The 26,977-nt window shown below is 61.4% G+C and carries 18 protein-coding genes; 13 read left to right on the forward strand and 5 right to left on the reverse strand.

Annotation, left to right across the window (positions count from 1 at the left end; all coding sequences use genetic code 11):
* Positions 1 to 144 precede the first annotated feature (144 nt).
* The 7 genes from mtrA (at position 145) to secA (ending at position 10,712) form a co-directional block, all read left to right on the forward strand.
* Positions 145 to 819: an MtrAB system response regulator MtrA gene (gene mtrA, locus ACIQLI_RS10225; protein ID WP_014922244.1), complete on the forward strand. Its 675-nt coding sequence runs from the start codon at positions 145 to 147 to the stop codon at positions 817 to 819.
* Positions 791 to 2,827: an MtrAB system histidine kinase MtrB gene (mtrB, locus tag ACIQLI_RS10230; RefSeq protein WP_400387799.1), complete on the forward strand. Its 2,037-nt coding sequence runs from the start codon at positions 791 to 793 to the stop codon at positions 2,825 to 2,827. The genes mtrA and mtrB overlap by 29 nt, the downstream gene beginning before the upstream one ends.
* A gap of 2 nt (positions 2,828 to 2,829) precedes the next feature.
* Positions 2,830 to 4,542, forward strand: coding sequence for an LpqB family beta-propeller domain-containing protein (locus tag ACIQLI_RS10235; protein WP_400387802.1), 1,713 nt, complete (start codon positions 2,830 to 2,832; stop codon positions 4,540 to 4,542).
* Positions 4,543 to 4,627: 85 nt separating this feature from the next.
* Positions 4,628 to 5,692, forward strand: coding sequence for a ComF family protein (locus tag ACIQLI_RS10240; protein ID WP_400387805.1), 1,065 nt, complete (start codon positions 4,628 to 4,630; stop codon positions 5,690 to 5,692).
* 188 nt (positions 5,693 to 5,880) lie between these two features.
* A complete protein-coding gene (gene hpf, locus ACIQLI_RS10245) occupies positions 5,881 to 6,609 on the forward strand; it encodes a ribosome hibernation-promoting factor, HPF/YfiA family (RefSeq protein WP_354228193.1) in 729 nt (242 codons plus the stop codon).
* A gap of 29 nt (positions 6,610 to 6,638) precedes the next feature.
* A complete protein-coding gene (locus tag ACIQLI_RS10250) occupies positions 6,639 to 7,928 on the forward strand; it encodes a winged helix-turn-helix domain-containing protein (protein ID WP_400387808.1) in 1,290 nt (429 codons plus the stop codon).
* 42 nt (positions 7,929 to 7,970) lie between these two features.
* Complete coding sequence (gene secA / locus ACIQLI_RS10255; RefSeq protein WP_354228197.1) at positions 7,971 to 10,712, forward strand: preprotein translocase subunit SecA; 2,742 nt, start codon at positions 7,971 to 7,973, stop codon at positions 10,710 to 10,712.
* Between the two features lie 150 nt (positions 10,713 to 10,862).
* Here secA and ACIQLI_RS10260 read toward each other — a convergent pair whose 3' ends face one another.
* Both ACIQLI_RS10260 and ACIQLI_RS10265 read right to left on the reverse strand, forming a co-directional pair.
* The gene (locus tag ACIQLI_RS10260) at positions 10,863 to 11,285 is read right to left on the reverse strand and encodes an Rv3235 family protein (protein ID WP_354228199.1); all 423 of its coding nucleotides are present in this window, start codon (positions 11,283 to 11,285) and stop codon (positions 10,863 to 10,865) included.
* 149 nt (positions 11,286 to 11,434) lie between these two features.
* Positions 11,435 to 12,202 (reverse strand): LysM peptidoglycan-binding domain-containing protein, encoded by a 768-nt coding sequence (locus tag ACIQLI_RS10265; protein ID WP_400387812.1) that lies wholly within the window; start codon positions 12,200 to 12,202, stop codon positions 11,435 to 11,437.
* A 148-nt stretch (positions 12,203 to 12,350) separates the two neighbouring features.
* Between ACIQLI_RS10265 and ACIQLI_RS10270 the strand changes: the two genes are divergently transcribed.
* Positions 12,351 to 12,917: a hypothetical protein gene (locus ACIQLI_RS10270; protein WP_400387815.1), complete on the forward strand. Its 567-nt coding sequence runs from the start codon at positions 12,351 to 12,353 to the stop codon at positions 12,915 to 12,917.
* Between the two features lie 17 nt (positions 12,918 to 12,934).
* On the opposite strand, the gene ACIQLI_RS10275 is transcribed toward ACIQLI_RS10270, so the two are convergent.
* Positions 12,935 to 13,156, reverse strand: a complete 222-nt coding sequence (locus ACIQLI_RS10275) for a helix-turn-helix domain-containing protein (protein WP_354228205.1) — start codon at positions 13,154 to 13,156, stop codon at positions 12,935 to 12,937.
* 155 nt (positions 13,157 to 13,311) lie between these two features.
* Between ACIQLI_RS10275 and ACIQLI_RS10280 the strand changes: the two genes are divergently transcribed.
* The 4 genes from ACIQLI_RS10280 to ACIQLI_RS10295 are packed head-to-tail and all read left to right on the forward strand — an operon-like array spanning position 13,312 to position 21,678.
* A complete protein-coding gene (locus tag ACIQLI_RS10280; protein WP_354228207.1) occupies positions 13,312 to 13,956 on the forward strand; it encodes an SAF domain-containing protein in 645 nt (214 codons plus the stop codon).
* Entirely contained in the window at positions 13,953 to 15,263 is a 1,311-nt protein-coding gene (locus ACIQLI_RS10285; RefSeq protein WP_354228209.1) for a chromosome partitioning protein, read from the forward strand. The genes ACIQLI_RS10280 and ACIQLI_RS10285 overlap by 4 nt, the downstream gene beginning before the upstream one ends.
* 57 nt (positions 15,264 to 15,320) lie before the next feature.
* Positions 15,321 to 20,177 (forward strand): NAD-glutamate dehydrogenase, encoded by a 4,857-nt coding sequence (locus ACIQLI_RS10290; RefSeq protein ID WP_400387819.1) that lies wholly within the window; start codon positions 15,321 to 15,323, stop codon positions 20,175 to 20,177.
* A gap of 31 nt (positions 20,178 to 20,208) precedes the next feature.
* A complete protein-coding gene (locus tag ACIQLI_RS10295) occupies positions 20,209 to 21,678 on the forward strand; it encodes a histidine kinase N-terminal domain-containing protein (protein ID WP_354228213.1) in 1,470 nt (489 codons plus the stop codon).
* Positions 21,679 to 21,787: 109 nt separating this feature from the next.
* Here the strand turns inward: ACIQLI_RS10295 and ACIQLI_RS10300 are convergent, their stop codons facing one another.
* Complete coding sequence (locus tag ACIQLI_RS10300) at positions 21,788 to 22,036, reverse strand: WhiB family transcriptional regulator (protein ID WP_003804966.1); 249 nt, start codon at positions 22,034 to 22,036, stop codon at positions 21,788 to 21,790.
* 365 nt (positions 22,037 to 22,401) lie between these two features.
* On the opposite strand from ACIQLI_RS10300, the gene ACIQLI_RS10305 reads away from it, so the two are divergent.
* Entirely contained in the window at positions 22,402 to 22,776 is a 375-nt protein-coding gene (locus ACIQLI_RS10305) for a hypothetical protein (RefSeq protein WP_400387822.1), read from the forward strand.
* On the opposite strand, the gene ACIQLI_RS10310 is transcribed toward ACIQLI_RS10305, so the two are convergent.
* The gene (locus ACIQLI_RS10310) at positions 22,773 to 26,822 is read right to left on the reverse strand and encodes an FtsK/SpoIIIE domain-containing protein (protein WP_400388185.1); all 4,050 of its coding nucleotides are present in this window, start codon (positions 26,820 to 26,822) and stop codon (positions 22,773 to 22,775) included. The two genes, ACIQLI_RS10305 and ACIQLI_RS10310, sit on opposite strands and share 4 nt — an antisense overlap.
* Between the last annotated feature and the right edge of the window lie 155 nt (positions 26,823 to 26,977).

Below are 26,977 nucleotides of genomic sequence, written 5' to 3' on the forward strand. Positions count from 1 at the left end.
GTCGTCCCTCATAGCCTGACGCCCGGCCGGCCATGACAGATGGGCCGCCGCTGTTGTGCAGTACGGTGGAAGTTGCCCTTGGGGCGCCATGCCGTGCGCCGTGCCCAACGGGACAAAGACTTGGCGATAAGGGAATATATAACTATGAAGGCACGCATTCTGGTAGTTGACGACGACGAAGCGCTCGCAGAGATGATTGGCATCGTCTTGCGCAATGATGGCTTCGAGCCGGTGTTCTGCGCAGATGGCGGCCAGGCCTTGGAGGTCTTCCGTTCTTCCAAGCCGGACTTGGTGCTGTTGGACCTCATGCTGCCGGGCTCCGACGGCATCGAGGTGTGCCGGCAAATCCGCGGCGAGTCCGACGTCCCCATTGTCATGCTTACGGCAAAGTCCGATACCTCCGACGTGGTCCGGGGGCTTGAATCCGGTGCCGACGATTACGTGCCCAAGCCCTTCAAACCCGCCGAGCTTGTGGCGCGTGTTCGTGCGCGGCTCCGCCCGGGCGACCAGAAGGCCCCCGAAACCCTGCGTATCGCTGACGTGACCATCGACGTCGCCGGCCACCTGGTCACCCGCGGCGGCGAGCGGATTTCGCTGACCCCCCTGGAGTTCGATCTCCTGGTGGCCCTGGCGCGGAAGCCCTGGCAGGTCTTCACCCGTGAACTCCTCCTTGAGCAGGTTTGGGGCTACCGCCATGCCGCGGACACGCGTTTGGTCAATGTCCACGTCCAGCGTCTGCGCTCCAAGATTGAACGTGACCCTGAGGCGCCCGAGGTCGTTTTGACGGTGCGTGGTGTCGGATATAAAGCAGGTTCCTGAGTCCCCGGTCGGCAAGTCCGGCGCGGCAGGAGAGGGCCCTGATACTCAGGGGCAGGACGGGGCCGGTGTCCACCAGATGACACCGGCTGCGTCAACGACCTCCGAACCGGCTCCTGCCCCTTCCCCAGATCCGTCGCTTGGCGGGGCCGCCCCGCTTTCCCCAGGGCAACTGTCGTCGTCCGGGCAACCGGCACGGCGCGTGCGGTCCCTGCCGTGGATTATCACCCGGGCCAGGATCTGGACGAGACGCGGACTCATCCTGGTTCTGCGGGTATCGCGGTTGGTATCCCTCGGCATCCGGCAGATCAGGCCGGGACTTCGCTACCTCTGGCGCTCAGTGCTCCGGCGTTGGCGGCGCTCGTTGGAGTTCAGGACAGTCCTCACCACCTTGCTGCTGGCAGTGACATCCTTTGCCATCGTGGGCGCCTACCTGTCCAACCAGATCGCGAACAATCTTTTCCAGGAACGTCTGGCCCAAGCGGAATCCGAGTCGCGCTACAACGTCAAGCAGGTTCAAGACACGTTCGACGGCGCGCAGGTCACCGATCAGTCCAGCGTCATCACCCTGGTTTATGACACCTTGACCGCCGTTGAGGGTCGTGGTTCGGTCATCCAACGCCGCTACGTCTTTGAAGCGAAACCTGAACAGACCAAGCCCCGCAACCGCTGGGTCGAGTCACGTGCATCTGATCAACTGACGGTCCGGGTCATACCGCCGGAGTTGCGGAAGGCCGTCCAGGAAGGTGGCAAGCAGCAATTCTGGGCCTCCACCCAGTTCCCTGTCGGCAATGAGGACCGCCCCGGCATAGCGGTCGGAAACATGGTGACGTTCAATGGCACGTCCTATGAGCTCTACCTCATCTATGACCTCAACACCGCCCAGCAGACGTTGGACGAAATCCAGAACGTCCTCTGGGCAGGCGGGGCAGCGCTGGTCCTCATGATCGGGGCCATTGCGTGGTACGTCACGCGCAATGTGGTCAGTCCTGTCAGTCACGCCGCCGTGGTCTCCGAAAAACTCGCGGCAGGACAGCTCCAGGAGCGCATGGTGGTCAAGGGCGAGGATGAGGTCGCGAGATTGGGCGCTTCGTTCAACCACATGGCTGCCAGCCTGCAAGAGCAGATCACCCAACTGGCCACTTTGTCGCAGATGCAGCAGCGGTTTGTCTCCGATGTCTCGCATGAACTGAGGACGCCGCTTACCACGGTCCGAATGGCTGCCGAAGTCCTCTTCGACGCCCGTGACGACTTTGACCCCATGAACAAAAGGTCGGCCGAGCTGCTTTACCACCAGGTCGAGCGCTTTCAGTCATTGCTTTCGGACCTGTTGGAGATCTCCCGCTTCGACGCCGGGGCAGCTGTTTTGGATGCAGAACCCCAGGACATTTTCCAAGTCATCTCCCACGTCATGGACGGCGCCGCGCCTGTCGCCGCAGAGTACGGCTCAGAGGTACGGCTCAATGCCCGGCAAAAGAGCATCGTGGTGGAGATGGACTCCCGGAGGATTGACCGAATCCTCCGTAATTTGCTGCTCAACGCACTGGAACATGGAGAAGGCAGACCGATTCACATTTCCGTGGCGGCCAACCACGACGCTGTGGCAGTCTCCGTCAGGGACCACGGCATCGGCATGACCCAGACGGAGGCCGCGAGGGTTTTCGACCGCTTCTGGCGGGCAGATCCTGCCCGCGCCCGGACCACCGGCGGCAGCGGCTTGGGCCTCTCCATCGCCGCCGAGGATACCAAGCTGCACAACGGCTGGCTTCAGGCGTGGGGCCGCAAGGGATCCGGTTCCAATTTCCGGTTGACCCTGCCCCTTCGCCAGGGCGGCACCATCGTGAAATCCCCGCTTCAGCTTGAACCTGCTGACATCGAATTCCCTGGCACCGCAAGCGAGCGGCACATGCTCATTCTGGGTACAGAGTCCGGAAGTGCCCCGCAATCGACCCACTCCGGTGCCGGAAAGCCTGCGGCTGATGATGATGACGCATTCGGGGAAAGGGACTGAACATGGTACGTCTCCGGCGTTCACGGGCGGTTGTGGCCGTCTTGGCGGTACTGATGGTGTTGCTGGCCTCCTGTGCGCAGATTCCACGGTCCGGTCCTGTAGGCAAGAGCAAGGATGAAGGGGCAGGCAATCCCAATGCGCCGGTCTTCTTTCCGGCGGCCCCGCGCGCGGGGTCGAGCCCGGAGACTGTGATCGAGGACTTCTACATGGCGGGCAGCGGATATGAGGACGATTACCCTGTTGCACGCCAGTACCTGACGCAGGCACAGTCCGTCACCTGGAAACCGGACAAGCGAGCCATCGTTTTTCGCGAGGCGCAGGTAGTCAAGGCCGCGGGGGAGAACGAGTACCTTTACGAGTTGGACCTCGCCTATTCGGTGGATGCCGATGGCGTGGCAACGCAATTCCCGCCGGGTACCAAGGAGACCATTCCGCTGACTCTTGAGCAGGTGGAAGGTCAATGGCGGATTTCCAAGGTGCCTGACGGGACGGCCATACCGGAAGAGACATTCAAGGTTATTTATGGGGCCTTTCCCATCTACTTCTACGACCCCACGTTTACCTATGCTGTGCCCGACTACCGTTGGTTCATCAAAAAGAACACGGTCAAGTCCATGACTTCTGCCGTCCTGGCCGGCCCTGCTCCATACCTTCGGGGGGCAGTTGTCAGCGCCTTCCCTTCCGGCATGAAACTCGCACGGGAATCCGTTCCGGTAGTGTCCGGGTCTGCGCAGGTGGACCTGTCTGCCAAGGAACTGTTTGATGCCTCGGCGGAGGACCGCCAGAGGATGCAGAACCAATTGGCATTGACCTTCCGTGACCAGCCCGATGTCATCAACGTCCAACTGCGGGCGGATCAGGACCTGGTACGGGTCGAGGACAACGGCACCGTGTTGCCTCCCGTCGTGGACAAGAGCGTTCCGGCCCGCCAGATTGCTGTGAGCAACGGCGATTTGGTGCGGTATGAGAACAACAGGATGACTCCGCTTCCGGACATACAACCCGTGTCCGGATTGGGCCCCCACTCGCCGGCTGAGTCCCCCGTGTCCCAAACAGCCGCGTTCCTCAACGGTGACAAGACAACCCTGTATGCAATCGAACCCGGGCAGCCCGCACGCCAGCTGACTACCAGGAGCACGCTCACTGGGCCGTCATTCAGCCCCCACGACTGGGTATGGACCGCAGGCCCGGGTGCCAACGGGGCCGCCGAAGTGGTGGCTTTCAAACCCACGGGCATTGCACCTGGCATGGCCATTCCCAATATCACCATCACCCCTGCCTGGCTGTCCGGACGGACCGTCAAGGACTTCAGGGTTTCCAGGGAAGGGACCCGTGCGCTGGTCATTTCTGAAGCAAACGGGAAGTCAACGGTACAGATCACCGGAATAGTCCGGAATGCAGACGGCGTCCCCAAAGACCTCACATCGCCCATCACCTTGGTCAGTACCGGATCTGCTGACCAGGGAGTCTGGGTCAACAGTTCAACGGTGGCTGTGATGTCCGGATCGGCGACGGGAACCGTGGTTCCTGAGCTGCTCTCCCTCGAATCGGGCGAGCCGCAACAGTTGGCCCCCTGGGACGGCCTGACCAGTCTCAGCGCGGGCAACGGCTCCGAGCAGATTTATGGGCAGTCCGAGGCCGGAGTGTTCCAACGGGTCGGCAACGGGTGGGAGCTCCAACTCAAGGGCCCCACCGAGCCCGCCTTCCCCGGCTAGGTTGCCGCTGAAAACGTCATGCCGGATGTCCACATAAGGTGCAACGCGCCTTCCGGCTTGGCCTGCGTCCGCGCAGGCTTGCACCATGATCACACCAATTGCGGGGACCACGCCGGGCATTGCCACTGACTCTTTCATGGAGGCGGGCACTGTCGTGGGGAGAGGCTCTGACCGCGGTGCTGCTTCCGAACCCAGCATCGGGACACGCTGGCGGCAGCCCCTGCGGGCACGCGACCCGGACCTCAACCCGGTGGATCCCGTCCGGGCCCGTCGTCGTGGTCCGGATCAACAAGGGTTGGGCCGGATGCTGGCGGTACTCCAAGGTACTGTTGTGGATCTGCTGAGGGTGCTGGTCCCCGTGGATTGTGTCTGCTGTTCGACGGAGGACACGGTGTTATGTGGAGGCTGCGCAAAACGCGTCCGCCAACTCTGCAGCCAACCCTTCCGCGCAGAACAAGAATCGCCGGCGTTGGTTGAGGCGGATGGCACAGTGAAGATCGGGGTGGTGGCCGCGGGCCCATACCGTGATGAGCTGGCACAGTGCCTCTTGTCCTATAAGCGCTTCGGCCAGTGGCGTTTGGCCGGGGTCCTGGCGCCGTGTCTGGGCAAAGCGGTGGAACGGGCCATCGGAGGTAAAACCGGTTTATGTCTTGTGCCGATTCCTACCAGCGGCAGGGCATACCGCATGCGGGGATTCAGTCCGCTGCACCTCTTGCTTTTCTGCTTGCGGATGCGAGGCATGCTGCCGGGATGCCCAAGCTTTGACGCGCTTGAGAAGAGACGCGATTCGCCGGCAGCGTACGTCAGCAGGGATTCGATCAGGACCCTGCTTGCCCGGGCCGCCGATTCTCTTGCCGGCTCTCTCGCCGGCAAAGGAACATGGGGCTCCGGCGCAGGCCAAAAAGGACTGGGACGTGGCGCCCGGGCCAGCAGGGTCCGCGGATCCATGCGCGTCCGAAGCCGATCCCTCAACGAGATCAGAGGCAGGCGATGCATTCTCGTGGACGATGTCCTCACTACCGGCGCCACCCTTGCGGAAGCGATGAGGGCGGTGGAGACCGCGGGTGGAGTGGTCTGCGGGGCTGTTGTCCTCGCGGCCACGAGGCCACCAGCCTATGCTTTCAACAGTGCATGGCGCGATCCCCGTTAAGTCCTTAAGACTCAATCAAAAAATAAGTGACTAAAGGATGAATAACGCGTGGCGATGAACTAACGTCGGTTGTGGGTACCAAGAACAGATGTACCTGTCGATAGCGGCTCGGAAAGGGGCTCGACTGTCCGTCAGACAAGCCCCCACCAGCGTCGTTGTCGTGTCACCTGAGTTATTTGGAGGGCACCATGGAGTTCATGATCAGCGGACGAAATCTCACAGTTTCTGACCGCTTTCGCGAATACGCCGGCGAGAAAATCTCAAAGATTGAATCGCTGGGGGACAAGGTCCAGCGAGTCGACGCCAAGGTTTCCAAGGAAACCAACCCCCGGCAGACGCCAGGCCAGCTCACCGTAGAAGTGACAGTCCTGGGCCGCGGCCCCGTCATCCGTGCCGAGGCCACAGCCGCTGACAAATTCGCTGCCTTCGATCTCGCGTACAACAAGCTTCTTGAGAGGCTTCGCCGTGCGAAAGACCGGAAAAAGGTGCACCACGGACGCCACACGCCGAAAGCCGTGCGGGAGGCCACTGCAACACTCGAGCCAGCCAGCGCGAGCGAACCGCTCTACGTCGAGGCGAGCAACCACCAAGAACCTGCTCCCGCCGCAGACGAGCGTTCTCCTTATGAGATCGAGAACGACATTCCGGCAGGCGATTCACCCGTCCTGATCCGCCGGAAAGTCTTCCCCGCAGCTTCCCTGACACTGGATGACGCGGTGGACAATATGGAACTCGTTGGCCACAACTTCTACCTTTTCCTGGACAAGGAAACCAACGCGCCGTCGGTTGTCTACCGGCGCAATGGTTGGACCTACGGTGTGATCACCCTCGATTCCACCTGCGAACCGGGTGAGGAGGCTGTGGAAGAGAAGATCCACGCCTACCGTTCCGATGATGAGGCGTCCAGGGCAAAGTAGGCCCACCTTTCCTGCATGGAGGGACTTCAATGACCGCTTCGCTGAGCCTGTCACAGGCACGGCGGATCGCATTGGCAGCTCAAGGATTGGCAAAGATCCGGCCCGCCGGCCCCGTGACATCACGGGCGGTGGGCCGGACCTTTGCCCAACTCCAGCTTGTCCAGATCGATTCCGTGAACGTGGTGGCACGAAGCCACTACCTGCCGTTCTTCTCCCGCCTGGGTGACTACGACTCCCGCATCCTCAATGCCATGGCCGGACGGAAGCCCCGCAGGATGATGGAGTACTGGGCACACGAGGCAAGCTTTATCCGCCCGGAGCACTTTCAAGACCTCCTGGTGTGGCAAAAACGGGGTTGGGTGGGCGCGCACAACCTTGAGCCCCAGGTCCGTCAGGACATGGAAGGCCGTATCCTCGCTGCACTCGCTGCCGGAGGACCCATGACGGCCTCGGAACTGACGGCCGAGCTCGGACACAACGAGGAAGCTGACCGCAGCAACTGGGGATGGAATTGGAACATCGTTAAGCGGGTCCTGGAACATCTGTTTGAACAGGGACGGATTTCTGCCGCCTCACGTACACAGCAGTTCGAACGCAAGTACACTCTGACCTCCAAGGTTGTTCCTGCCATGGCACAGCCCGTCGGAACTCCCGAAGAAGCGCTCGACCGCCTGATGGATGCGGCTGCCCAGGCACATGGCATCGGCACTGTGCGCTGCTTTTCCGACTACTTCCGTACGCCCCTGAAAGCCGGAGCGGACTCGGTCCAGCGATTGGTCCGCGCAGGGCGCCTCCATCCGGTCTCTGTACGTGGTTGGGACAGGGAAACCTACCAGCACGTCAATGCCAGGATTCCCCGCAGGGCGGTCGGGCGTGCACTACTGAGCCCCTTCGACTCGCTGGTCTTTGAGCGACGGCGTCTTGAAGAACTGTTCGGCTTCCACTATCGGATTGAGATCTACACTCCCGCGGCCAAGCGCCAGTTCGGCTACTACGTTCTCCCGTTCCTCCTCAGGGACGGTGTCGTCGCAAGGGTGGATTTGAAGGCGGACCGCGCGTCCGGCCGGCTCCTGGTGCGTTCGGCGTTCGCGGAGGTTGGCGCACCGGCGGATACCGCCGTCGAACTCGCTGCCGAGCTGGAACTCATGGCCGCCTGGCTCAAGCTGCGAGAGGTAGTGGTGTGGCCCGTGGGGGACCTCGCCGGCGTTCTCAACGAAGCTGTCGCGGACCGGGCTGATGGCCGGGGCGGGCAGTTGCAACCGGACAGTCCGCTCAGAGGTGAACCCGGCAACGTGGCGCTGGTCTCTCCCGTAGACTGAAACAGCCAGAATTCGGCAGCATGAGACTGGGAGCAATTTCACGTGGCATCACTAATCGAAAAACTTCTCCGCACGGGTGACAAAAAGACACTCAAGCAATTGCGGAACTATGCCGATTCCATCAATGCCCTGGAAGACTCCTTCAAGTCCTTCACGGACGCCGAACTCCGCGAGGAGACGGACCATCTCCGGTCCCGCCACCAAGACGGCGAGACCCTGGAGGCCCTCCTCCCGGAAGCATTCGCCGCTGTGCGTGAGGCCTCTTCCCGCACCTTGGGCATGCGCCACTTCGATGTCCAGCTGATGGGCGGTGCCGCACTCCACCTGGGCAACATCGCAGAAATGAAAACAGGTGAAGGCAAGACCCTCGTCGCTACCGCCCCCGCGTATCTGAACGCGCTGGCGGGCAAGGGTGTCCACGTCGTGACGGTCAACGACTACCTCGCCGAATACCAGTCCGAACTAATGGGCCGGGTTTACAGGTTCCTGGGACTCACCAGCGGTTGCATCCTTTCGAATCAGGATCCCGCAGTCCGCCGGCAGCAGTACGCTGCGGACATCACCTACGGAACAAACAACGAGTTCGGCTTCGACTACCTGCGCGACAACATGGCCTGGGATGGCAGCGAACTGGTTCAGCGCGGCCACAATTTCGCGATCGTGGATGAGGTCGACTCCATCCTGATCGATGAAGCCCGTACTCCGCTCATCATTTCCGGTCCTGCCCAGGGCGACACCAACCGTTGGTACAGCGAATTCGCCAAGGTCGTGCTCCGCCTGCAGCCCGAAGTCGACTATGAGGTCGATGAAAAGAAGCGCACCGTAGGCGTACTCGAAGCCGGTATCGAAAAGGTGGAGGACTACCTCGGAATCCAAAACCTCTACGAGTCAGCGAACACGCCGTTGATCGGCTTCCTCAACAACGCCATCAAGGCGAAGGAACTGTTCAAGAGGGACAAGGATTACGTCATCCTCGACGGCGAGGTCCTGATTGTTGACGAACACACTGGACGTATCCTGGCCGGCCGCCGCTACAACGAAGGCATGCACCAGGCCATTGAGGCCAAGGAAAATGTCGAGATCAAGGCGGAGAACCAGACCCTCGCCACCGTGACCTTGCAGAACTACTTCCGTATGTACTCGAAGCTTGCCGGCATGACCGGTACGGCCGAGACGGAGGCCGCCGAGTTCATGAGCACCTACAAGCTGGGTGTCGTCCCCATCCCCACCAACCGGGACATGCAGCGCATCGACCAGGCGGACCTCGTCTACAAGAACGAAGTCGTGAAGTTCGATGCCGTGGTCAAGGACATCGCCGAAAGGCACGAGAAGGGCCAGCCTGTGCTGGTCGGCACCACCAGCGTTGAGAAGAGCGAGTATCTCTCCAAGCTGCTGGCCAAGGAAGGTATCCGGCACGAGGTACTGAACGCCAAGAATCACGCACGTGAAGCGTCCATCGTGGCGCAGGCCGGACGAAAAGGTGCCGTCACTGTTGCCACCAACATGGCCGGTCGCGGTACTGACATCATGCTTGGCGGCAATGCCGAGTTCACGGCCATTGCAGAGCTGGCAAAGCGTGGGCTCGATCCCGAGGAGAACTCGGAAGAGTACGAGGCTGCTTGGCCCGAAGCGCTTTCGGCAGCCAAGCAGGCGGTCAAGGATGAACACGAAGAGGTTTTGGACCTCGGCGGGCTATACGTCCTGGGTACCGAGCGACACGAGTCCCGACGGATCGACAACCAGTTGCGCGGCCGTTCAGGACGTCAGGGTGACCCTGGCGAATCCCGCTTCTACCTGTCGTTGACTGACGACCTCATGAGGTTGTTCAACTCAGGTGCGGCCGAACGTCTCATGAACAGTTCGGTCCCGGATGATGTTGCCCTTGAATCCAAGCTCGTCTCCCGTGCCATCGCATCGGCCCAGGGCCAGGTGGAAGGGCGCAACGCCGAACAGCGTAAGAACGTTCTCAAGTACGACGATGTCCTCAACCGGCAGCGTGAAGCGATCTATGGCGACCGCCGTCGAATCCTTGAGGGCGACGACCTTCACGAGAAGGTCCAGTTCTTCCTTGAAGACACCATCAACGCCCTCATCGAGGCTGCAACTGCCGAGGGAACGGGTGACGATTGGGACTTCAACCAACTCTGGGCCAATCTGAAGACGTTGTACCCGGCAACCGTGACGGCCGAAGAAATCATTGAAGAAGCCGGCGGAAAGTCACGTGTCACTGCCGAGTTCCTGAAAGAGGAGATCCTCTCGGACGCCCGGCTGGTGTACCAGGCCCGCGAGGAGGCCATTGGCTCTGAGAGCATGCGCGAGCTTGAGCGTCGTGTTGTGCTTTCGGTTCTGGGTCGGAAATGGCAGGAACACCTCTACGAGATGGATTACCTCAAGGAGGGTATTGGTCTCCGGGCGATGGCCCAGCGCGATCCCCTGGTGGAGTACCAGCGCGAGGGTTTCGTGATGTTCCAGAGCATGATGGAAGCCATCCGTGAAGAGAGCATCGGGTTCCTCTACAACCTGGAGGTGGAGGTAACACCCGCCGAGGACGTAGTTGTGGCCGACGATACCGCCGCTGGGGCGCACACCGAACATCATGAGCCCCAGATCCGGGCGGCGGGTCTGCAGGCACCGGAAAAGCCGGCCCAGTTGCAGTACACCGCCCCTGGTGAAGATGGCGCTACCCAAACACGCATTGAGGGCCGCGCTTCCGGTCGGTCCGGCAACCCAGCGAAGGCAGCAGGCCAAGAGCAGCGTAAGCCGGCTAAAAAGAAGCGTCGCTGACCCGAAACCGTACGGCGGGCCTGGCGCTTTCATTGGTCTGCCAGGTACGAATAGCGCTCACTCAAGGAGGGTGGACTCCGGACTCAATGTCCGGAGTCCACCCTTTTTGTTGCCCGCAGATTATGTTGCCCGCGGATGGATTCGACGGGTCTAGCCGATCTCCAGTGCCGTAACCCGCCACACGCCGTCCAAGCGTTCCAGCCTCATGGCGACAGCCCGGCATCTTAGTTCTTCCGAAACCACAATGCTTGCCTCGCAAATATCCTCCGAGATGGAGCAGGTACGAACAGAGCGGACCATGGGGCTGCGATGGGGTTGCAGGTTCCCCCGTACCCTGGCGGCGTGTTTGCGGGTGAGGGCCGCCCTATGTTGCAGAGCCACATAGCAGTCGGGGTCCAGGGACCGGGAAAGTTGGCTCACCGCACGCGTTCCGGCCAAAACCTCCAAAGCTGCCTGCGCAATACTGCGCGCAACCAGCCGAACGTCGATGTCAGAACCGCTCGAACCGTAGCCGGAAAATGTTCGTTGGTTGCTCTGTCGGCCCGCGGGCCGGCTTGCAGTCGCAACGGTCATGGTCATACCTCAGGCATTCACTACATGAACAGAAGCGTGGGGACGCTCTGTTCTGGTGGCTTCTGCTGGGATGACGCTGAACTTGGTTTGATACGAGGATACGGCCCCTGAGTGGGCCAGGAATTCGGTGGGTCGCAGGACCCGTACTGTCAGTCAGGTGCGGGTGGCCGCAGGACCTGACCCGGAGTCAACACTGAAGGGTCACCGCCGATTGCGGCGAGGTTTGCGGCATGCCACTTAGGCCACATCAGGGCGACCTCCACGTCCGTTGCAAAGGGACCAAGCCGCGATGCGGCAAGCGACCACAGGGAGTCTCCCGCCTTCACGACGACGCCGGCGTCGCCATGGGCGATCTCCTGCCTGGACGAAGGGCGACTGAGAAGCCCAGGGTCAGATGCAGGTGCTTTAGGCTTCCAGCGCGGATCGCCCGCACTTGCCGTGGTGTCTGCCACGGATGTCTGTGATGAAGACGCGGGGCCGGCAACGGGCTCCGGCGTCCATGCCGGGTGGGGAGACGTTTCCACACTTGCGGGTGCCGGTCCCCAACCGGGGTCGGGTGGAGGCGTTGCTTGCGCCATAGTGACACCCAAGAGATTCAGGCCCACCACCGCTGCAGCAAGCCGCAGCATGAAGGCAGGGCTGAACTTGGCAAGGGTGTTGGCCCCTCTCACCCGTCCACTCCGATGCAACAGCGATGCGAAAACGGCGAGCAGTAGGGAAAGGACCCACCATGCCACCAACGCTATGCCGGCACCATTCGCGAGAAAACCGAGGAGGTCCTCAAACGAGAAGTTCTGATGATGGTGATTTGCTGACCGCCATTGGTCAAGGAGCATGCTGCCCACATGGACGAGCAGTAGCCCAAGCCCCAGAATTGCAGCAGCGAGGCAAGCGTCGCCCCGTAATGTTCTTGCCATTCAAAGCCCCCAAGCTTCGTCTGATGCAGTTTGATGTGTTTTGACATCCTTAGGCCTATTGTGAGCATGCCCCGGGCCATCTGTCCAATTGGGTCGCCGGATCACGCAGTATTCGCCCTGCCTACCTGTTGCAGCCTAGTCTGATTACATGAGATGGGACTCTCTCTTTGACGACTTGGAAGCACAATTTTCTGCCGAGCGTGCCCTGGAGGCGGAATCTGAGATCACGGAGCGGTCGAAGATAGAGCTTGCGGGGATCGAACTGGGTGATCGTCTCCGTGGTGCAGTCGGATCTGTGACCAAGCTCTTCCTCGCTGACGGCAACAGTATTCACGGAGTGCTGTGCCGTGTCGGCGGTGAGTGGTTGGTGTTGTCCGAGGGCTCGCGGCAATGGCTGGTGCCCTTCGCCGCAGTGCTTACTTTCCAAGGGCTGGGGAGGCTGGCGCTGAAGCCAGTATCGACGGTCCGGCAATTGCCAGGATTCGCCTCAGCCCTGAGGGCATTGGCCAGGGACAGGTCCGCGGTGGTTATTCATTTGAGCACGCGGACCGGAGGCGGCGCCAAGGTCAATGGTGTGATCGACAGGGTTGGCAGGGACCACTTCGATGTTGCTGTGGTCCGCGACGGTGAAGTGCGTCGGGCGGGCAACGTGGCGTCAGTCATGACCGTCCCGTTCAGTGCCGTTGCAGCCCTGTGTTCGACAGGCGGCGGGTAAACCCTCCGCAGCAGCCTCTAGGGCTGGTTCGCCTTGGCTTTTGCTTCTTGAATCATGCGGCTTGCCTCTGCGTAGCGCTCCTGGATGTACTGCTCAAGCATCGTCTCCTCGATGCGCCATTGTCCACGCCCTCCCACCTGGATGGCTTTCAACTCGCCGCTTCGCACCAAGGCGTAGGCCTGTGGTGAATTGATTTGGAGTTGTTCGGCGACATCCGCCAGAGTCAGGAATCGGGGCATGGCACCATTTTGCCACCGTTGGACCCCTTTGGTGTGTTTATCCACAGTTTCGGTCCCTTTGGGGTGAATGGCTTTTTGTCTTGCAGGAACGGCCGGTAAGAATGAGGTGGCGGGTCCGTCGGCCATGCCTTTAGCTCATCGGGGGTAGCAGAAACATGGGTCAACTTACAGCGGTCGCTGCAGCACGATTGAAGAAGCCATCGTGGAAGGACCCGAGGCTGCTCATCGGCATACTGCTGGTACTTGTGTCCATTGCCGGCGTCATCGCCTTGGTTGGATCGGCTGACAGGACTACGCAGGTCTACACTGCGCGCGAAGACATAGCAGTCGGCCAGGTGGTCGCCGCCGCTGACCTTTCGATTGTCAATGTGCGCCTGGACGATGTCGAGTCCGGGTACGTCACTGTGGAGGGTGGCTTGGCTGAAGGTCGGGTAGCGCTGCAGCGGGTGGCGAAAAACCAACTGGTTCCAGTGGAGAGCCTGGGAAAAGCTGATGCCCTGAACAGGAAGCCAGTGGCTATCTCCGTGGAAGGAGAACTTCCCCCACAGGCAGTCGGCGGAGCGCGCGTGGATGTCTGGGTTGCCTTGCCCGGCGCGAGCAGTGCCTTTGATGAGCCGCAACTGCTCTTGCCCGGCGCGGAAATCTCCCACGTGGTCGCAGGCGCTGCTGCCTTGGGGGCGTCGAAGTCCACTCAAGTGCTGGTCTTGGTGACGGATGAGCAGATGCCCAGGTTGTTGGGAGCTCAAGCAAATAAGGCCAGTATCTCCGTCGTGTGGAACCCTGCGGGCCTCAACCCATGAGTATTCCGGTAATCACTGTTGGTCCTGCACAGGAGGCGGTAGTGGGCGGGCTCGAGGGCCTGCACGGTCCGGTAACGGTGGTTCGCCGTTGTTCAGAACTTGCTGAGCTGATGGCCGCCTGCCAAAGCGGCCTTGCCATGGCGGCCGTCGTCGCGGAGGGCTGTGGGGAATTGACCACGACTTTGGTGGATCGACTTGGCGCTGTTGGAGTTTCGATCGTGGCCCTGACGGATGACCCGGCCGAAGTACGGCGATTGCACGCTATCGGAGTCGTTGTGGCGGCTTCCGGAATAGAACCGTCTGCACTCGCGGCAAGAATATCTGAGGCCGTGGGTCGCGAGCACGCGCGCGGACGCTTGGGCGCGGGCCAGGATGCAGGTTTCGCTGATGCGGGAGGCGGACCACTTTTGATGCCTGCCCCGGAAGCTGTGGAGGACTCGCCGGAGGGTTCAGGTCAGGTCTTTGCTGTATGGGGTCCCATAGGTTCACCCGGCAGGACCTTGCTGGCGGTCAACCTCGCTGCCGAATTGGCAGCAGAGGGTAAATCCGTCATCCTCGTGGATGCTGACAGTTATGGTGCCAGTGTGTCTGCTGTGCTCGGGTTGTTGGACGAAGCCGCAGGACTGGCCCAGGCCTGCAGGCTTGCGGACCAGGGGATGCTTGACGCCAGTGCATTGAAGGCCGCGGCGACCCCCGTCTTCACCAAAGAGGGCTCCTTTCGGGTGCTCACTGGGACCACGCGCGCGGATCGATGGACGGAACTGAGGGCGGGTGCGCTGTCGCAGGTCCTTGAGCGAGCCAAAGATGTGTCCGATGTTGTGGTGGTCGATACCGGATTCTGCCTCGAATCAGATGAGGAACTGAGCTTCGACACCATGGCCCCACGGCGGAACGCAGCAACTCTCAGGACTTTGGAGGTGGCTGACGTTGTGTTCGCTGTGGGAGCAGCCGACGCAATAGGAGTACCGAGGCTGGTCCGGGGGCTGGCGGACCTTCAAGCAGCCGTCCCACAAGCATCCCTCCGCGTGGTGCTGAACAAGGTGAAGAGGGCGGCCGTGGGGCACGCACCCAAGCAGCAACTGGCGGAGGCTTGGGATCGGTACGGCCCGGGCTTGGCGATCGATGCCTACCTCCCGGCAGATCCAGTTGCCTGCGACGCCGCCTTGCTCTCCGGTTCGGTCCTTCTTGAAACTGCGCCTGAATCTGACCTGCGGATCGCCATCGCCAACTTGGTCTGTGCGCCTGCCCAGCAAAAACGAAATTCCTTTGGCCGAAGTACCAGAGCCGTCCGCTTGCTTAAGCGCTAGGCTCAAAATGTGGGCTGCAGAGTCGCAGCAATCAACATGTGATGGAGGCGTTTGTAGATGTCGTCAGGATCCAGCGTGGAGGATCGGTCCGATGCAGCAGTTGTCCGTGAAGGGTTCTTCGGTGACTACTATGAACACCTCGCAGAGGAGGATGCCCGTGCGTATTCGCCTGAGCTGCTGATCTCGCGGGCAACGAATCACAAGAAGGTTGCGCAGTCCCGTATGCCGGGGAACGCCGTCGTCGAAATCGCCGGTGAAGCGGACCGAAGCGTCGTGTACATCGTCACGGACGATATGCCGTTCCTTGTGGACTCAGTAAATGCGGAACTTGTTCGCCAGAACTGTGCGATCCGGCTTGTCATGCACCCCTTGTTTGTGATCACCCGCGACCGCGTGTCCGGGGAGCTCCGAAACATCTCCCGGGTCCCTTCCAACGTCGGGATCTCCAGCGGCGATACCGCCGCACTGCCAAGCGTGGCGCACCTCCTGGGCGACGGTGACAACTCGTCGCACATGGAGTCGTGGATTGCAGTGGAGATTGACCGCGTCAACGACGACGCCCGTGCAGAACTGGTCGAAGGACTGCAACGTGTCCTCGGCGATGTCAGGGCAGCAGTCGAAGACTGGCCCAAGATGCGCAGCAAAGCACTGGAACTGGCAGAAGCCCTTGGCGGCATATCCCACCCGGAGCAGATCGCCGAACTCCGGCAGGCACAGGATCTCCTGCGCTGGCTGGACAACGGTAACTTCACCTTCCTCGGATACCGCGAGTACGACCTCGTGGACCAGGACGGCGAGGACGTCCTGCAACTTCGTGAAGACAGCGGTCTTGGACTTCTGCGCGCGGGGGACACCACGCGTCAGGTCCAGCACCTCACGGATGCCGGTCGGAAGCGCGCCCGGGAAAAGCGGGCATTGGTAATCACCAAAGCCAATTCCCGATCGACTGTCCACCGGCCTGCCTACCTCGACTACATTGGCGTCAAGAGCTTCGACGCCCAAGGCAACGTCAATGGGGAACGGCGATTCATCGGGCTGTTTGCAACAAGTGCCTACACCGGTTCTGTGCGCAACATCCCTATTGTCCGCGACAAGGTGGACGCCGTCCTGCGGAACGCCGGGTTCCCTATTGACTCCCACTCCGGCAAGGACCTCCTGGGTATTCTCGAGACGTACCCGCGCGACGAACTGTTCCAGATCGAGATTCCGGACCTGGCTGCTACTGCCACAGGGATCCAGCGGTTGCAGGAACGTCGCCGTACAAAGTTGTTCCTCCGGCCTGACATTTATGGTCGATTCATGTCGGCGGTGGTTTACCTGCCCCGTGACCGTTACACCACCAGCGTCCGCCTTCGGATCGAACAGGAACTCCGGGAAACGTTCCAGGCCGAGAGCATCGACTACGAGGCCCGGATCACTGAATCTGCCTTGGCCCGTGTCTTCTTCAGGATCCGCCTCCCGCGCACGGCTGAGCTGGCGGAAGTCAATGTTGCGGAGCTTGAACACCGACTGATGAGGGCGTCCCGCTCCTGGAGCGAAGGAGTCGCCGAGGTCCTCCGCGAGCACCGCCCGGCAGAAAGTGCCGATGTTCTGTCTGCCCTGTGGGCAGAGGCATTCCCCGCAGGCTACCGGGTGGACTATGAAGTTGAAGACGCCTTGGAAGACATCGAACGCTTCGAAAAGTATGGGGCGCAGGCCGAAAGAGCCGGGGAAGCAACAAAGCAGGTCAAACCCGGGGTTCACGTGTATCTTCCTGAAGGTGCCGGCGAAGCCCTGGAGGAGGACGCCCGCGTCAAGCTCTACCTCATGGAGCCCAAGAGCCTGAGCCAGATCCTCCCTTACTTCCACAATCTTGGGCTTGAAGTTCTGGATGAACGTCCCTTCGAGATCGAAACTTCAGATCACCGCGACTTCTTCCTTTATGACCTCGGGCTCAAATACCCCGCCGGCGTCGATCCCCTCGCTACCGGGGAACTCCTGGGCGATTCCTTTGGAGCGGCCGTCACGGGCTCCGTCGAGTCGGACAACTTTGACCGGCTGGTGCTGCGTGAGGGCATGCACTGGCGCCAAGTGGTGGTCCTCCGTGCCTACGCCAAATACATGCGGCAAATGGGCAACACCAATTCGTTCGGTTTCATCGCGGACACTCTTCTGGGCAACCCCGACGTTGCCCGTGGACTAAACGCCCTCTTCTCTGCGCGTTTCGATCCCGCTGTTCCGGAAGATCTTCGGCCGGAACGCCAGGCTGCAGCACGCGTAGCCCTCGCTGAGTCCATTGAGCAAGTGGCAACGTTGGACGCTGACCGCGTGCTGCGTACTTTCGTGAACCTGATCGAGTCCACGCTGCGGACCAACTACTTCCAAAACAAGGAATACCTCAGCTTCAAGTTGGATCCAACCTCGATCGACGGATTGCCCTTCCCCCGCCCCATGTATGAGATCTGGGTCTACTCACCCAGGGTTGAAGGCGTGCATTTGCGCTTCGGGAAGGTAGCCCGCGGCGGTCTCCGCTGGTCAGATCGTCGGGAAGACTTCCGTACGGAAATCCTGGGCTTGGTGAAGGCCCAGACAGTCAAGAACGCCGTGATCGTTCCTACGGGGGCCAAGGGTGGGTTCTTCGCGAAGAAGCTGCCCAACCCGGCAGTTGACCGGGCAGCATGGATGGCCGAAGGAATCGAGAGCTACAAGACCTTCATCCGGGGTTTGTTGGACATCACTGACAACCTCGTGACGTCTGCGGACGGCGAAAGGCTTGTCCCACCGTCGGACGTTGTTCGCCACGATGGCGACGATTCCTACCTGGTGGTGGCAGCGGACAAGGGAACCGCCACCTTCTCCGACACCGCCAACGGGCTCGCGGCCGAGTACGGATTCTGGTTGGGCGATGCCTTCGCCTCCGGCGGGTCGGTGGGCTACGACCACAAGGCCATGGGCATTACGGCACGCGGCGCGTGGGAATCAGTCAAGAGGCACTTCAGCGAACTTGATCTGGATACCCAGACCGAAGAGTTCACGGTAGTTGGCGTCGGCGACATGTCCGGCGACGTCTTCGGCAATGGGATGCTGCTGTCCCGGCACATCCGTCTGCTGGCCGCCTTCGACCATCGCCATATCTTCCTTGATCCCACCCCCGACGCCGCGGCATCCTTCGCGGAGCGGCAGAGGCTCTTTGAGCTGCCCCGGTCTTCATGGGATGACTATGACCGGTCACTGATCAGCGAAGGTGGAGGCGTCTACGCGCGCCAGGCGAAAACCATCCCCGTCTCTGACCAGGTCCGAAAGGCACTGGGCCTGCCCGAAGGCACCACGCAGCTGAGCCCGCCGGAGCTGCTTCGCGCGGTCTTGCTGGCTCCGGCTGATCTCCTCTATAACGGCGGCATCGGCACCTACGTCAAGGCCAGCACGGAGACCCATGCGGCCGTTGGCGATAAAGCCAACGACGCCATTCGTGTAGACGGACGCGACCTGCGGGTCAAGGTTGTGGGAGAAGGCGGAAACCTCGGATTGACGCAGCGGGGGCGTATTGAAGCCGCACTGCAAGGAGTCATCCTCAACACGGATGCGATCGACAACTCAGCCGGGGTGGACTGCTCCGACCATGAAGTGAACATCAAGATCTTCGTGGACCGAATGGTGGCTGCCGGCAAGCTTGAGGCCGAAGAACGGGCCGCTTTCCTGGCAGATATGACCGATGAGGTGGGACGACTCGTCCTTCAGGACAACATCGACCAAAATATCCTGCTCCTGAATGATCGGACGCGGGTTGCGGAATGGAGCCCAAGCTACGAGCGGCTGATGGACTGGTTGGAGAAGTCCGCCGATCTCAAGCGTGATCTCGAAGCCTTGCCCACCACTGAGACGCTTCGTTCAAGGTTGGAGCAAGGCCAAGGCCTGACGTCGCCGGAACTGGCAGTTCTGGCGGCATACGCCAAGATCGAACTCGGCGCGGCCTTGCGGGACAGCAACCTTGCTGACGATCCGTGGTTTGCGGACACCATCCGCAACTACTTCCCGAAGCAATTGCGCGAGAAGTTCGACGCCGAACTGGACACCCATCCGCTGCGACGCGAAATCATCGCCACCGTCGTAGCCAACGACATCATCAACCTGGGCGGCATCACCTTCGCCTTCCGTGCAATCGAAGAAACATCGGCGAATGAGGTAGCGGTTGCCAAGGCATTTGTGGCCCTGCGCGAAATTTACGACCTCGATCCCATGGTGGCGGAGTTGAACGCGCTCCCGGCGTCGTTCCCGACCGAACACTGGAGTGAAGTCCACCTGGACATCCGCAGACTGCTTGACAGGGCTGTGCGGTGGGTCCTGGGGCAAGGGATGGCATCGCAGCCGATTTCCACGGTAGTGGAATCGTTCAAGCCGATGATGGCCCCCTTGCGGGCAAAGCTGCTGGACTACCTCCGGGGCGAGGACAAGACCCGCATCTCAGGCTGGCTTGAGAAGGCACGTGGCTGGGACTTGCCCGAACACCTCGCCCACCGGTGGGCGGAGTTGTTCGAGAGTTACGCGCTGTTGGATATCGCGCGGATTGCCCAGACCGGTGGCGGCAGTGTCGAAGACGTGGCCCACGTCTACTACACCGTTTTCAACCGCTTCCATGTTGACTCGCTGCTGGAACGGATCAGTTCCCTGCCGCGTGACGACCGCTGGCAGGCGTTGGCCAGGGCCGCCCTTCGGGATGATCTGTACTCAACGGTCGCGGATATGACGACGTCGGTCCTGGAGTCGACGGAGGCAGGCACCTCTGCTGAAGATCGCCTGAAGGCGTGGGAGGGGCAGAACGCCGAGCAACTGGGCCGCGCCAAGACCATGTTTGACGAGGTCAACGCGCTCGAAGCCGACGACATGGCTTCACTGTCGGTAGCATTAAGGCTCTTGAGGTCAATCGTTCGACGCTAGGGGCAATCCCGGCGTCGCAAATGGAGGTGTAGTGGCAATCTTTACAGACCCCATCAGGGAACACGCTGATTTCGGGCCTGGAGATGCCGAATGGCTGCACCTCCTCGTCGGTGACTGGCAGATGGTCGCCGACTTGGCATTCGCGGACCTCGCATTGTGGTTCCCGCACCCGGAGTTCGGTTACATTGCCCTCGCCCACGTCCGTCCGTCGACATCACATACGGTGTTTCACGCGGACTTCGTGGGGGAGGGCATCCGTTCCGATCTTCGCCCGCTGGTGGAAAAGGCATGGAACAGCCGCTCGATCGAACGATCGAGCGAAACGAGCTGGAGCAGCGAGATGGCACTGCGCGTCGAAGCTGTTCCCATGGTGCGCAACGGCAGGACGCTTGCCGTAGTGACATCCCACATGGATCTGTCCAGCTCCCGGATGCCCTCAAGGCTGGAGTTGACGTATCGTCAGTGCGCCTATGACCTTCTGCGCATGGGAACTCTGGGACTGTGGCCCGACTTCGCTTCGCCCACTGGATCACGGCGTGGGGCGCCACGTGTGGGGGATGGACTCATCAGGCTGGACGCCGAAGGCATCGTGCAGTACGCGAGCCCCAACGGGGTGTCAGCCTTCAGGCGACTCGGCGAAGTTGAGTCGTTGGAGGGACGGTCCTTGGCGGAAGTAACCGCCGGGCTCCTCAAAGACCGCCGGATGGTGGATGAGACACTGCCCTTGGTTGTCACAGGTCGGATGCCTTGGCGCAGTGAGATTGAGTCCCGTGGCGTCAGTCTTTCCCTGCGGGCCATACCTTTGCGCGACGAGCAACACCGTTTCGGCGCCCTGGTCCTGTGCCGCGATGTCTCGGAACTGCGGCGCCGGGAAATGGAACTCGTTACCAAAGATGCCACAATCCGGGAAATCCATCACCGGGTGAAGAACAATCTTCAAACTGTGGCGGCACTGTTGCGAATGCAGTCGCGTCGCATGGTGAGTGACGAAGCGAAGCAGGGCCTGGAACAAGCGATGCGGCGCGTGGCCACCATAGCGCTCGTCCACGAAACCCTCTCCCAGGGGCTGACGCAGAGCGTTGATTTTGATGAGTTGATCGGACGGCAGTTCCGGTTGTCTGCCGAGGTGGCATCGCCGTCCCAGCAAGTACGAACGGAACGTTCAGGGTTGTTTGGCGAGTTGCCCAGCGACTTTGCCACTCCCTTGGCCCTGGTCATTAACGAATTGGTCACCAATGCCGTGGAGCACGGTCTTGAAGGGCGCACAGGAACGGTATGGCTCTTGGCTGATCGGGCTGACGGAGACGGAAATGACGAATTTCTGACCGTGACCATTGCCGACGACGGCGTTGGCCTGCCGGACGGGCAATACACCGAAGGCCTGGGCTTGCAGATTGTCCGCACGCTGGTGACGAGCGAACTCGGTGGGTCAATCCAGTGGAGCCCTCGCGACGGTGGGGGAACCGCCGTCGAAATCGTGTTGAATTTGGCACGCACCTAAGATGTCGGCGCGCTCCCCGATGTCACTGGGGAGCGCGCCTACGGCCATTGCTTAACAAAAAGGAAGGCCGCGGACCAATGGTCCGCGGCCTTCCTTATTTTAAGGAGGTCTAGGAAGCGCGGCGGGCGCGGGCAGCGCGACGCTTGAGAGCCCGACGCTCGTCTTCACTCATACCGCCCCAAACGCCGGCGTCTTGTCCGGACTCCAGTGCCCACTGCAGGCAGGTGTCCACTACGGGGCAGCGGCGGCAGACGCTCTTGGCTTCCTCGATTTGCAGAAGTGCTGGTCCCGTGTTGCCGACTGGGAAGAAGAGCTCCGGGTCCTTGTCGAGGCAGGCTGCGCGATTACGCCAATCCATGCTGATCAGTCACTCCATTCGTGAGAACTAGATAGGGCCTTTTGTGAAAACATTCACGAGAGGCTCCAAAGGAAAGGGGCCCGCATGGGCCCCCTTGGTCGTCTGAGTCAAGCGTTTCATGTTAACGCCTTGTAAACAAGGGGTGTTAGTGGTCGAAATGCCCGGAATCTGTGAGCGATGCATCACATCAGCCGCCAGTGCCCTCACTGCTAGATGACTATGTCCGGTAGTGTGCCAGTGTGTCAAGACCTCCCGTAAACCCTGCCCAGCCCGCCTCCGGACCAGAGCCTGGAGAACATTCCAACGCGCAGGCCCATCGAGAAAACAGCGGCCGGGCGGGCAGCCGCCGGCCCCGTGGGGTGGCCGTGATCTCTGCCGTTGTCCTGTTGGAAGCCCTCGCGCTCATGGGTGCCGCCGCTTGGTACGCGTACGAATTGCTTACTGGCGCCCCGGTACTGACTTTCTGGGGAGCCGTTTTTACGCTGGGGCTGCTCCTTGCCTTCTCGGTGTGGTTGTTCGCCGTTGGGCATTACCTGTTCCGTGGATACCGCTGGACCCGGGCGGCAGCGTTGGTGGCCCAGTTATTCGTTCTCACCATCGGGTTCCCCACTATGACCGGGGGGCTGGTTTTGCCGGGCTTGGCTATGATCATCCCGGCCGTAGCGGCCATTGTGTTCCTTTTCCAGAGGGACGTGATTGCCTACGCGTCACGCACAGGCGGTACCTCCGGAGTCCTTTAGCCCGCTTCCGTACTGGAATCGTGGGCAGCAATGGGCGGGAAGTCCGTCGTAAGGACTGCCTGAAACGGCTGCACTTCTCCTCCTTCCACCACATAGCCACGCCCAGGGCGCGCTGGGCGCTCTGTTTCCAGCCGTACTCCCAGGAGATCGCCATCGTGAGGTGATCCCGGCGCCAAGACCAAGCCCGTCCGGAAGGTTTGGACTTCCCGGGCCAGTGGCAGTTGCTGCGTCAGTGCGGGCCCGGGAGTGGCTGTCATCACGATGCCCCGGACTTTTCCCACCAGTGCAGTGAGGGCTTGGCGCCCGTGGGCGTCAAGAGAGTCCGCGTCGTCCACCAACACGACGCTCTCCGGGTCCAGCTCGCAGGTTCCCTGTGAGGCTGAGGCCAGGAAAGAGCCCGCGGATGTTCCACGTACCGGAACCACCCAGGCAACTGAAGGATTCAGGCGACGGAGAGATGCCAAAACCGTGCTCTTTCCTGATCGATGTCCGCCGAGGATGATGCTGACGCCGTGCAGCCGGAGAGGCAAGGAAACGGGCGCCGCTTCGTCCCCTCCAACTCCGATCCAGAGAGCGTTCCCCGATTCCTGCCCGGCAGACATCAACGGGGCAGCTGAGGCCTTGAGCCCATCATGAAATTCGTGTTCGTCCAGGCGATCGGGAAGCGGCCGCAGGCGGAAGGGCGGTTTCCCTTGGGGGAGGGGGGCGAACGGCCAGTGCCCCTCGTTGGGAGCCTCGCGAAACTGCGTGACCACTGTATCTCCGTCGACGAAGTTGCCAGTGGCGATGGCGCGCCCTGGAATTGGCTCCACCTCTGGGAGGCGGGGCCAGTGAAACCGGGCTTCCTCCGTGGAGCCTGTCGGAAAATAGGCCCGGTTTTGTATCGCGGCAAAGAAACGCGAACTGACCAATTCCCGCTCGCCACAAATCATTACCGTGATGCCGAGAGGGCGGCCGTCCCTCACAATGTCCTGCAGAAGGCTCTCTGCCCAGGCTGAGGACCCGGCCCGGAAGGCAGTGGTCCATGAGCACCACCCTGTGATGATCAACGTGAGAGGCCCGGCTGTCCTCCCGGGGTCTATGCTGGTGCGTCGACAGTCCATTTCCTCGGCAAGACGCTTTAACACGCGCGCTGCAAGCGGCACTTGGTGCAGGCCGACGAGCGCACCTACTCGTGCTTGGCCAACGAGGTCGCCCAATATTCCTGCCGCATCCAGGACAAAGGGATGAGGCTGGGGTCCTTGCGTGGCCAGCATGGCCGAGACTGCCCTGAAGCAGGCGTGCATCCCGCTCGAAGCGCTTCCGATCATGGCCAGATGTCCGTGTTCGGCGGGCAACCACTGCAAGGGCTCCACAATTTGCCGTGTGGGCCTGTCAACCAACGCCAACGGCCCAACACACCATGGCGCTGCTTCAACGGTTGCGGGGACAGAAGAGGCATCTGCCAGGGAGAGTCCGCCACTCCACGGAATCGCAGACGGCAGGGGTGCCGCCACGGGATGTCGGGGGAAGGAACTCCCTTGGAGGTGCCATGCCTCCTGGACAGTCGAAACAAGCCGCCGGACACCGGCATCCGGAAGGGCATCCCCCTGTCCGGCCAAAGGCTGGAACGGTGGGGCCTGATGGTGTGAGCCGCCATTGAGTATCTGGATGGCTGCATGGACCAACCGAGGAGATCCTACATCAGGGCCATCGGAGGCTCCGGCATCGTGGGAAACCGTGAGGGACGCGGCCTGGAATTCTTCCGGCTTGTCTGATGCCCGGACCAGATAGGCCCTTCCAGGAGTATCTGCCCTGATGGAGGCAGCCATCTTTGAATTGATGATATCCACGGACTCCGCTTCAGATTGCACCCTGAGAGCGATACTCGAGGCAACGTTCGCCCGGATGTCGGCGGTCAATGCTCCTTGAGGCCTCTGGGTCGCCATCACCAGATGGACACCAAGGGATCGGCCGATGGTAGCGACCCGCATGAGCTCGCGAAGGGCGCCGGGAGCTTCGTCAATCAGCATGCGGAACTCGTCGATGACCAAAACCAAATGCGGAACTGCAGGATACGTGCTCGACGCAGCAAGGTGGTATTGGTCCAGGTCCGTGACCTCAGCCGCAGCAAACAACTCCTCGCGGTACCTGATCTCCGCCCGGAGCGAAGCAAGTGCGCGATCCAACTGACGCCCACCCAGGTCGGTCAAAAGGCCTACGCAGTGAGGCAGGCCGGCCAGCGGCCGTAATCCTGAGCCGCCCTTAAAATCGACAAACAGGAAGGTTGTGTGATCGGGGGAGTACGTCAGCGCCATGGAAGCGACGAGGGTCCTTAGGAGCTCCGACTTCCCCGAGCCCGTGGTACCCGCCACCAAAAGGTGCGGACCGTCGCGCTTGAAGTCAAAGGTCACCGGTCCCTGACGGCCCTGGCCCAACACTGCCCTTAGTCCAGGCAATCGTGCGGTGTCTTCCCAGCGAAGAAGAACCCTTCGGGTCCCCGAGGGAAGAAGCGCAGCCAGTGTGCACTGTTCAGGAACGGGCTGCCGTGTTCCGGCACGTTCCCGGTGGGCCAGCGAAGCCGTGGTGCGGCAGAACGCATCGAAAACGCTAATGGGGACGAGGTCTGGAACGAAGGTCCGGCGCTCGCCGGCCACGTCCAATGTTCCTGTGGTCCCTGACGTGGAAAGCTCGATTAAGGGGCCGGGGTCTTCAGTAGATGGGCCACAACTTACCACCTGCCACCCGTTCCGGCGCGCGGCGCTCACGAGAGATGACACCGCACCCTTGTCCCAACCGGGCGGTTCATCGATGATGAGCAGCCTTCCATGGCCGCTGCCATCTGGTTGCTGCAAGGCAATGAGGGCCGCCTCGAGCTTTGTGGTCAGAGTTACCTTCGCGAGGAACCTGGCGCTGAGGGGGAGCCTTCCGGCGCTCCCAACGATCATGACGGGTGACTCCGCAGCCCGGGGGTAGCCGGCCATCTGCATGAGCATGAATCGGAGCAGGGAATCAACGTGGTCAGGAGGTCCGTCAAGGGCCACCGTGGGAAGCCCCGGGTCTAAAGTCACTGCCGCTGTACCGATGTCTGGTGCGCTGAACATCGGATCGTCAGGTACCAGCCGGATGTTTGCCTGTGCCTTGGCTGTGCCCAGCCGGATCCAGCTACCGGAATCTGCGCCGATGGTTTCCCCGGGGCAATCTGCAGGCGATTGGGACAACGACGAATCGGTCTGGCCTCGTCCTGCGTCACGAACCTGCATGGCTGCCCTGCCGCAGACAGACACCACCAATTCCGCAGCGGAGGGAGAGCAACGTCGCCGGCGGGCGAGGTCCTCCTGGGCGGCGCGGGCCACAGCCAATCTGCATTCCCGGCGGCTCTTCCGTCCCGTAATGAACGGGACCAGGAGACTGAGTGCGGAGATGGCGGTGAATCCCAGATACATCCACATCCCGGTGGCAATGGCCAAGCCAACGCCTGCAATCAACGGCAGCCCGGCGGCCAGGATGATCGCCGTGCGGTTTCCTTGCCGTCCGCCATACGGCACCTCAAGCGGTTCCTCCACGGAGCGTCCGGCATCGTTCGAAATTTCAGGAAGCAGACCTCTCTCCGTGGAGACAGCGAACACGCTGTTGCCACACAGAATTCTTGATTCCGCCGTCACGGACGTGCGCCGCGAGGGGCGCCCATCCACGAGGACCGGGTTGACGGCTGCGACGCCACTCAGGGTCAGTGCCGTGCTGGAAACATCCAGGATGGCGTGCTCCCTGGACATGTCTGGATCGGGTACGGAAATCTCCGTGGCTCCGCGGCCTATCCGGAAGCGGCCGCGATGGATACGAAAGACAACTCCGGCGCTGGGGCCCGAATGGGTAAGCAGCATGAGAGGCAGAGACGCTGGCTCGGAGAGATGGGGCGGCGCGGGGCCATCGACGATAACTGCACCGGACACCAATGGAGGCCAGCCAACTGTCAGGGCGGCTATATCCCTTCCATCCACTGCCAATGAACCAGTCCCGCGCTCCTCTCCGAGAATTGACTGAAGGTGGGCTCCGGGTGTGCCCACAGGGACCCTGATGGTCAGTTCCTCCGGAGCCAAAAACTCCGCGGCCGCCGGGCCCCTCACCAACGTGCATTCCAAGGTCATGGCTTCCGTCTTCCCGTGATCAGTAACGCGCCTGCCCAAGCTGTGGTAGGCCATTGACCTTGACGCTAGAGGCG

The sequence above is a fragment of the Paenarthrobacter sp. NPDC091669 genome, assembly GCF_044756725.1.
Classification (GTDB): Bacteria; Actinomycetota; Actinomycetes; order Actinomycetales; family Micrococcaceae; genus Arthrobacter; species Arthrobacter bambusae_C.

What these genes read in the sequence shown, in the direction of transcription:
- ACIQLI_RS10290 (WP_400387819.1), top strand. Translation starts at nt 15,321, where the DNA reads ATGTCGTCAGGATCCAGCGTGGAGGATCGGTCCGATGCAGCAGTTGTC.
- ACIQLI_RS10265 (WP_400387812.1), bottom strand. Translation starts at nt 12,202, where the DNA reads ATGGCAAGAACATTACGGGGCGACGCTTGCCTCGCTGCTGCAATTCTG.
- hpf (WP_354228193.1), top strand. Translation starts at nt 5,881, where the DNA reads ATGGAGTTCATGATCAGCGGACGAAATCTCACAGTTTCTGACCGCTTT.
- ACIQLI_RS10280 (WP_354228207.1), top strand. Translation starts at nt 13,312, where the DNA reads ATGGGTCAACTTACAGCGGTCGCTGCAGCACGATTGAAGAAGCCATCG.
- ACIQLI_RS10275 (WP_354228205.1), bottom strand. Translation starts at nt 13,156, where the DNA reads ATGCCCCGATTCCTGACTCTGGCGGATGTCGCCGAACAACTCCAAATC.
- mtrA (WP_014922244.1), top strand. Translation starts at nt 145, where the DNA reads ATGAAGGCACGCATTCTGGTAGTTGACGACGACGAAGCGCTCGCAGAG.
- ACIQLI_RS10235 (WP_400387802.1), top strand. Translation starts at nt 2,830, where the DNA reads ATGGTACGTCTCCGGCGTTCACGGGCGGTTGTGGCCGTCTTGGCGGTA.
- ACIQLI_RS10285 (WP_354228209.1), top strand. Translation starts at nt 13,953, where the DNA reads ATGAGTATTCCGGTAATCACTGTTGGTCCTGCACAGGAGGCGGTAGTG.
- ACIQLI_RS10270 (WP_400387815.1), top strand. Translation starts at nt 12,351, where the DNA reads ATGAGATGGGACTCTCTCTTTGACGACTTGGAAGCACAATTTTCTGCC.
- ACIQLI_RS10300 (WP_003804966.1), bottom strand. Translation starts at nt 22,036, where the DNA reads ATGGATTGGCGTAATCGCGCAGCCTGCCTCGACAAGGACCCGGAGCTC.
- ACIQLI_RS10250 (WP_400387808.1), top strand. Translation starts at nt 6,639, where the DNA reads ATGACCGCTTCGCTGAGCCTGTCACAGGCACGGCGGATCGCATTGGCA.
- ACIQLI_RS10240 (WP_400387805.1), top strand. Translation starts at nt 4,628, where the DNA reads ATGATCACACCAATTGCGGGGACCACGCCGGGCATTGCCACTGACTCT.
- ACIQLI_RS10260 (WP_354228199.1), bottom strand. Translation starts at nt 11,285, where the DNA reads ATGACCGTTGCGACTGCAAGCCGGCCCGCGGGCCGACAGAGCAACCAA.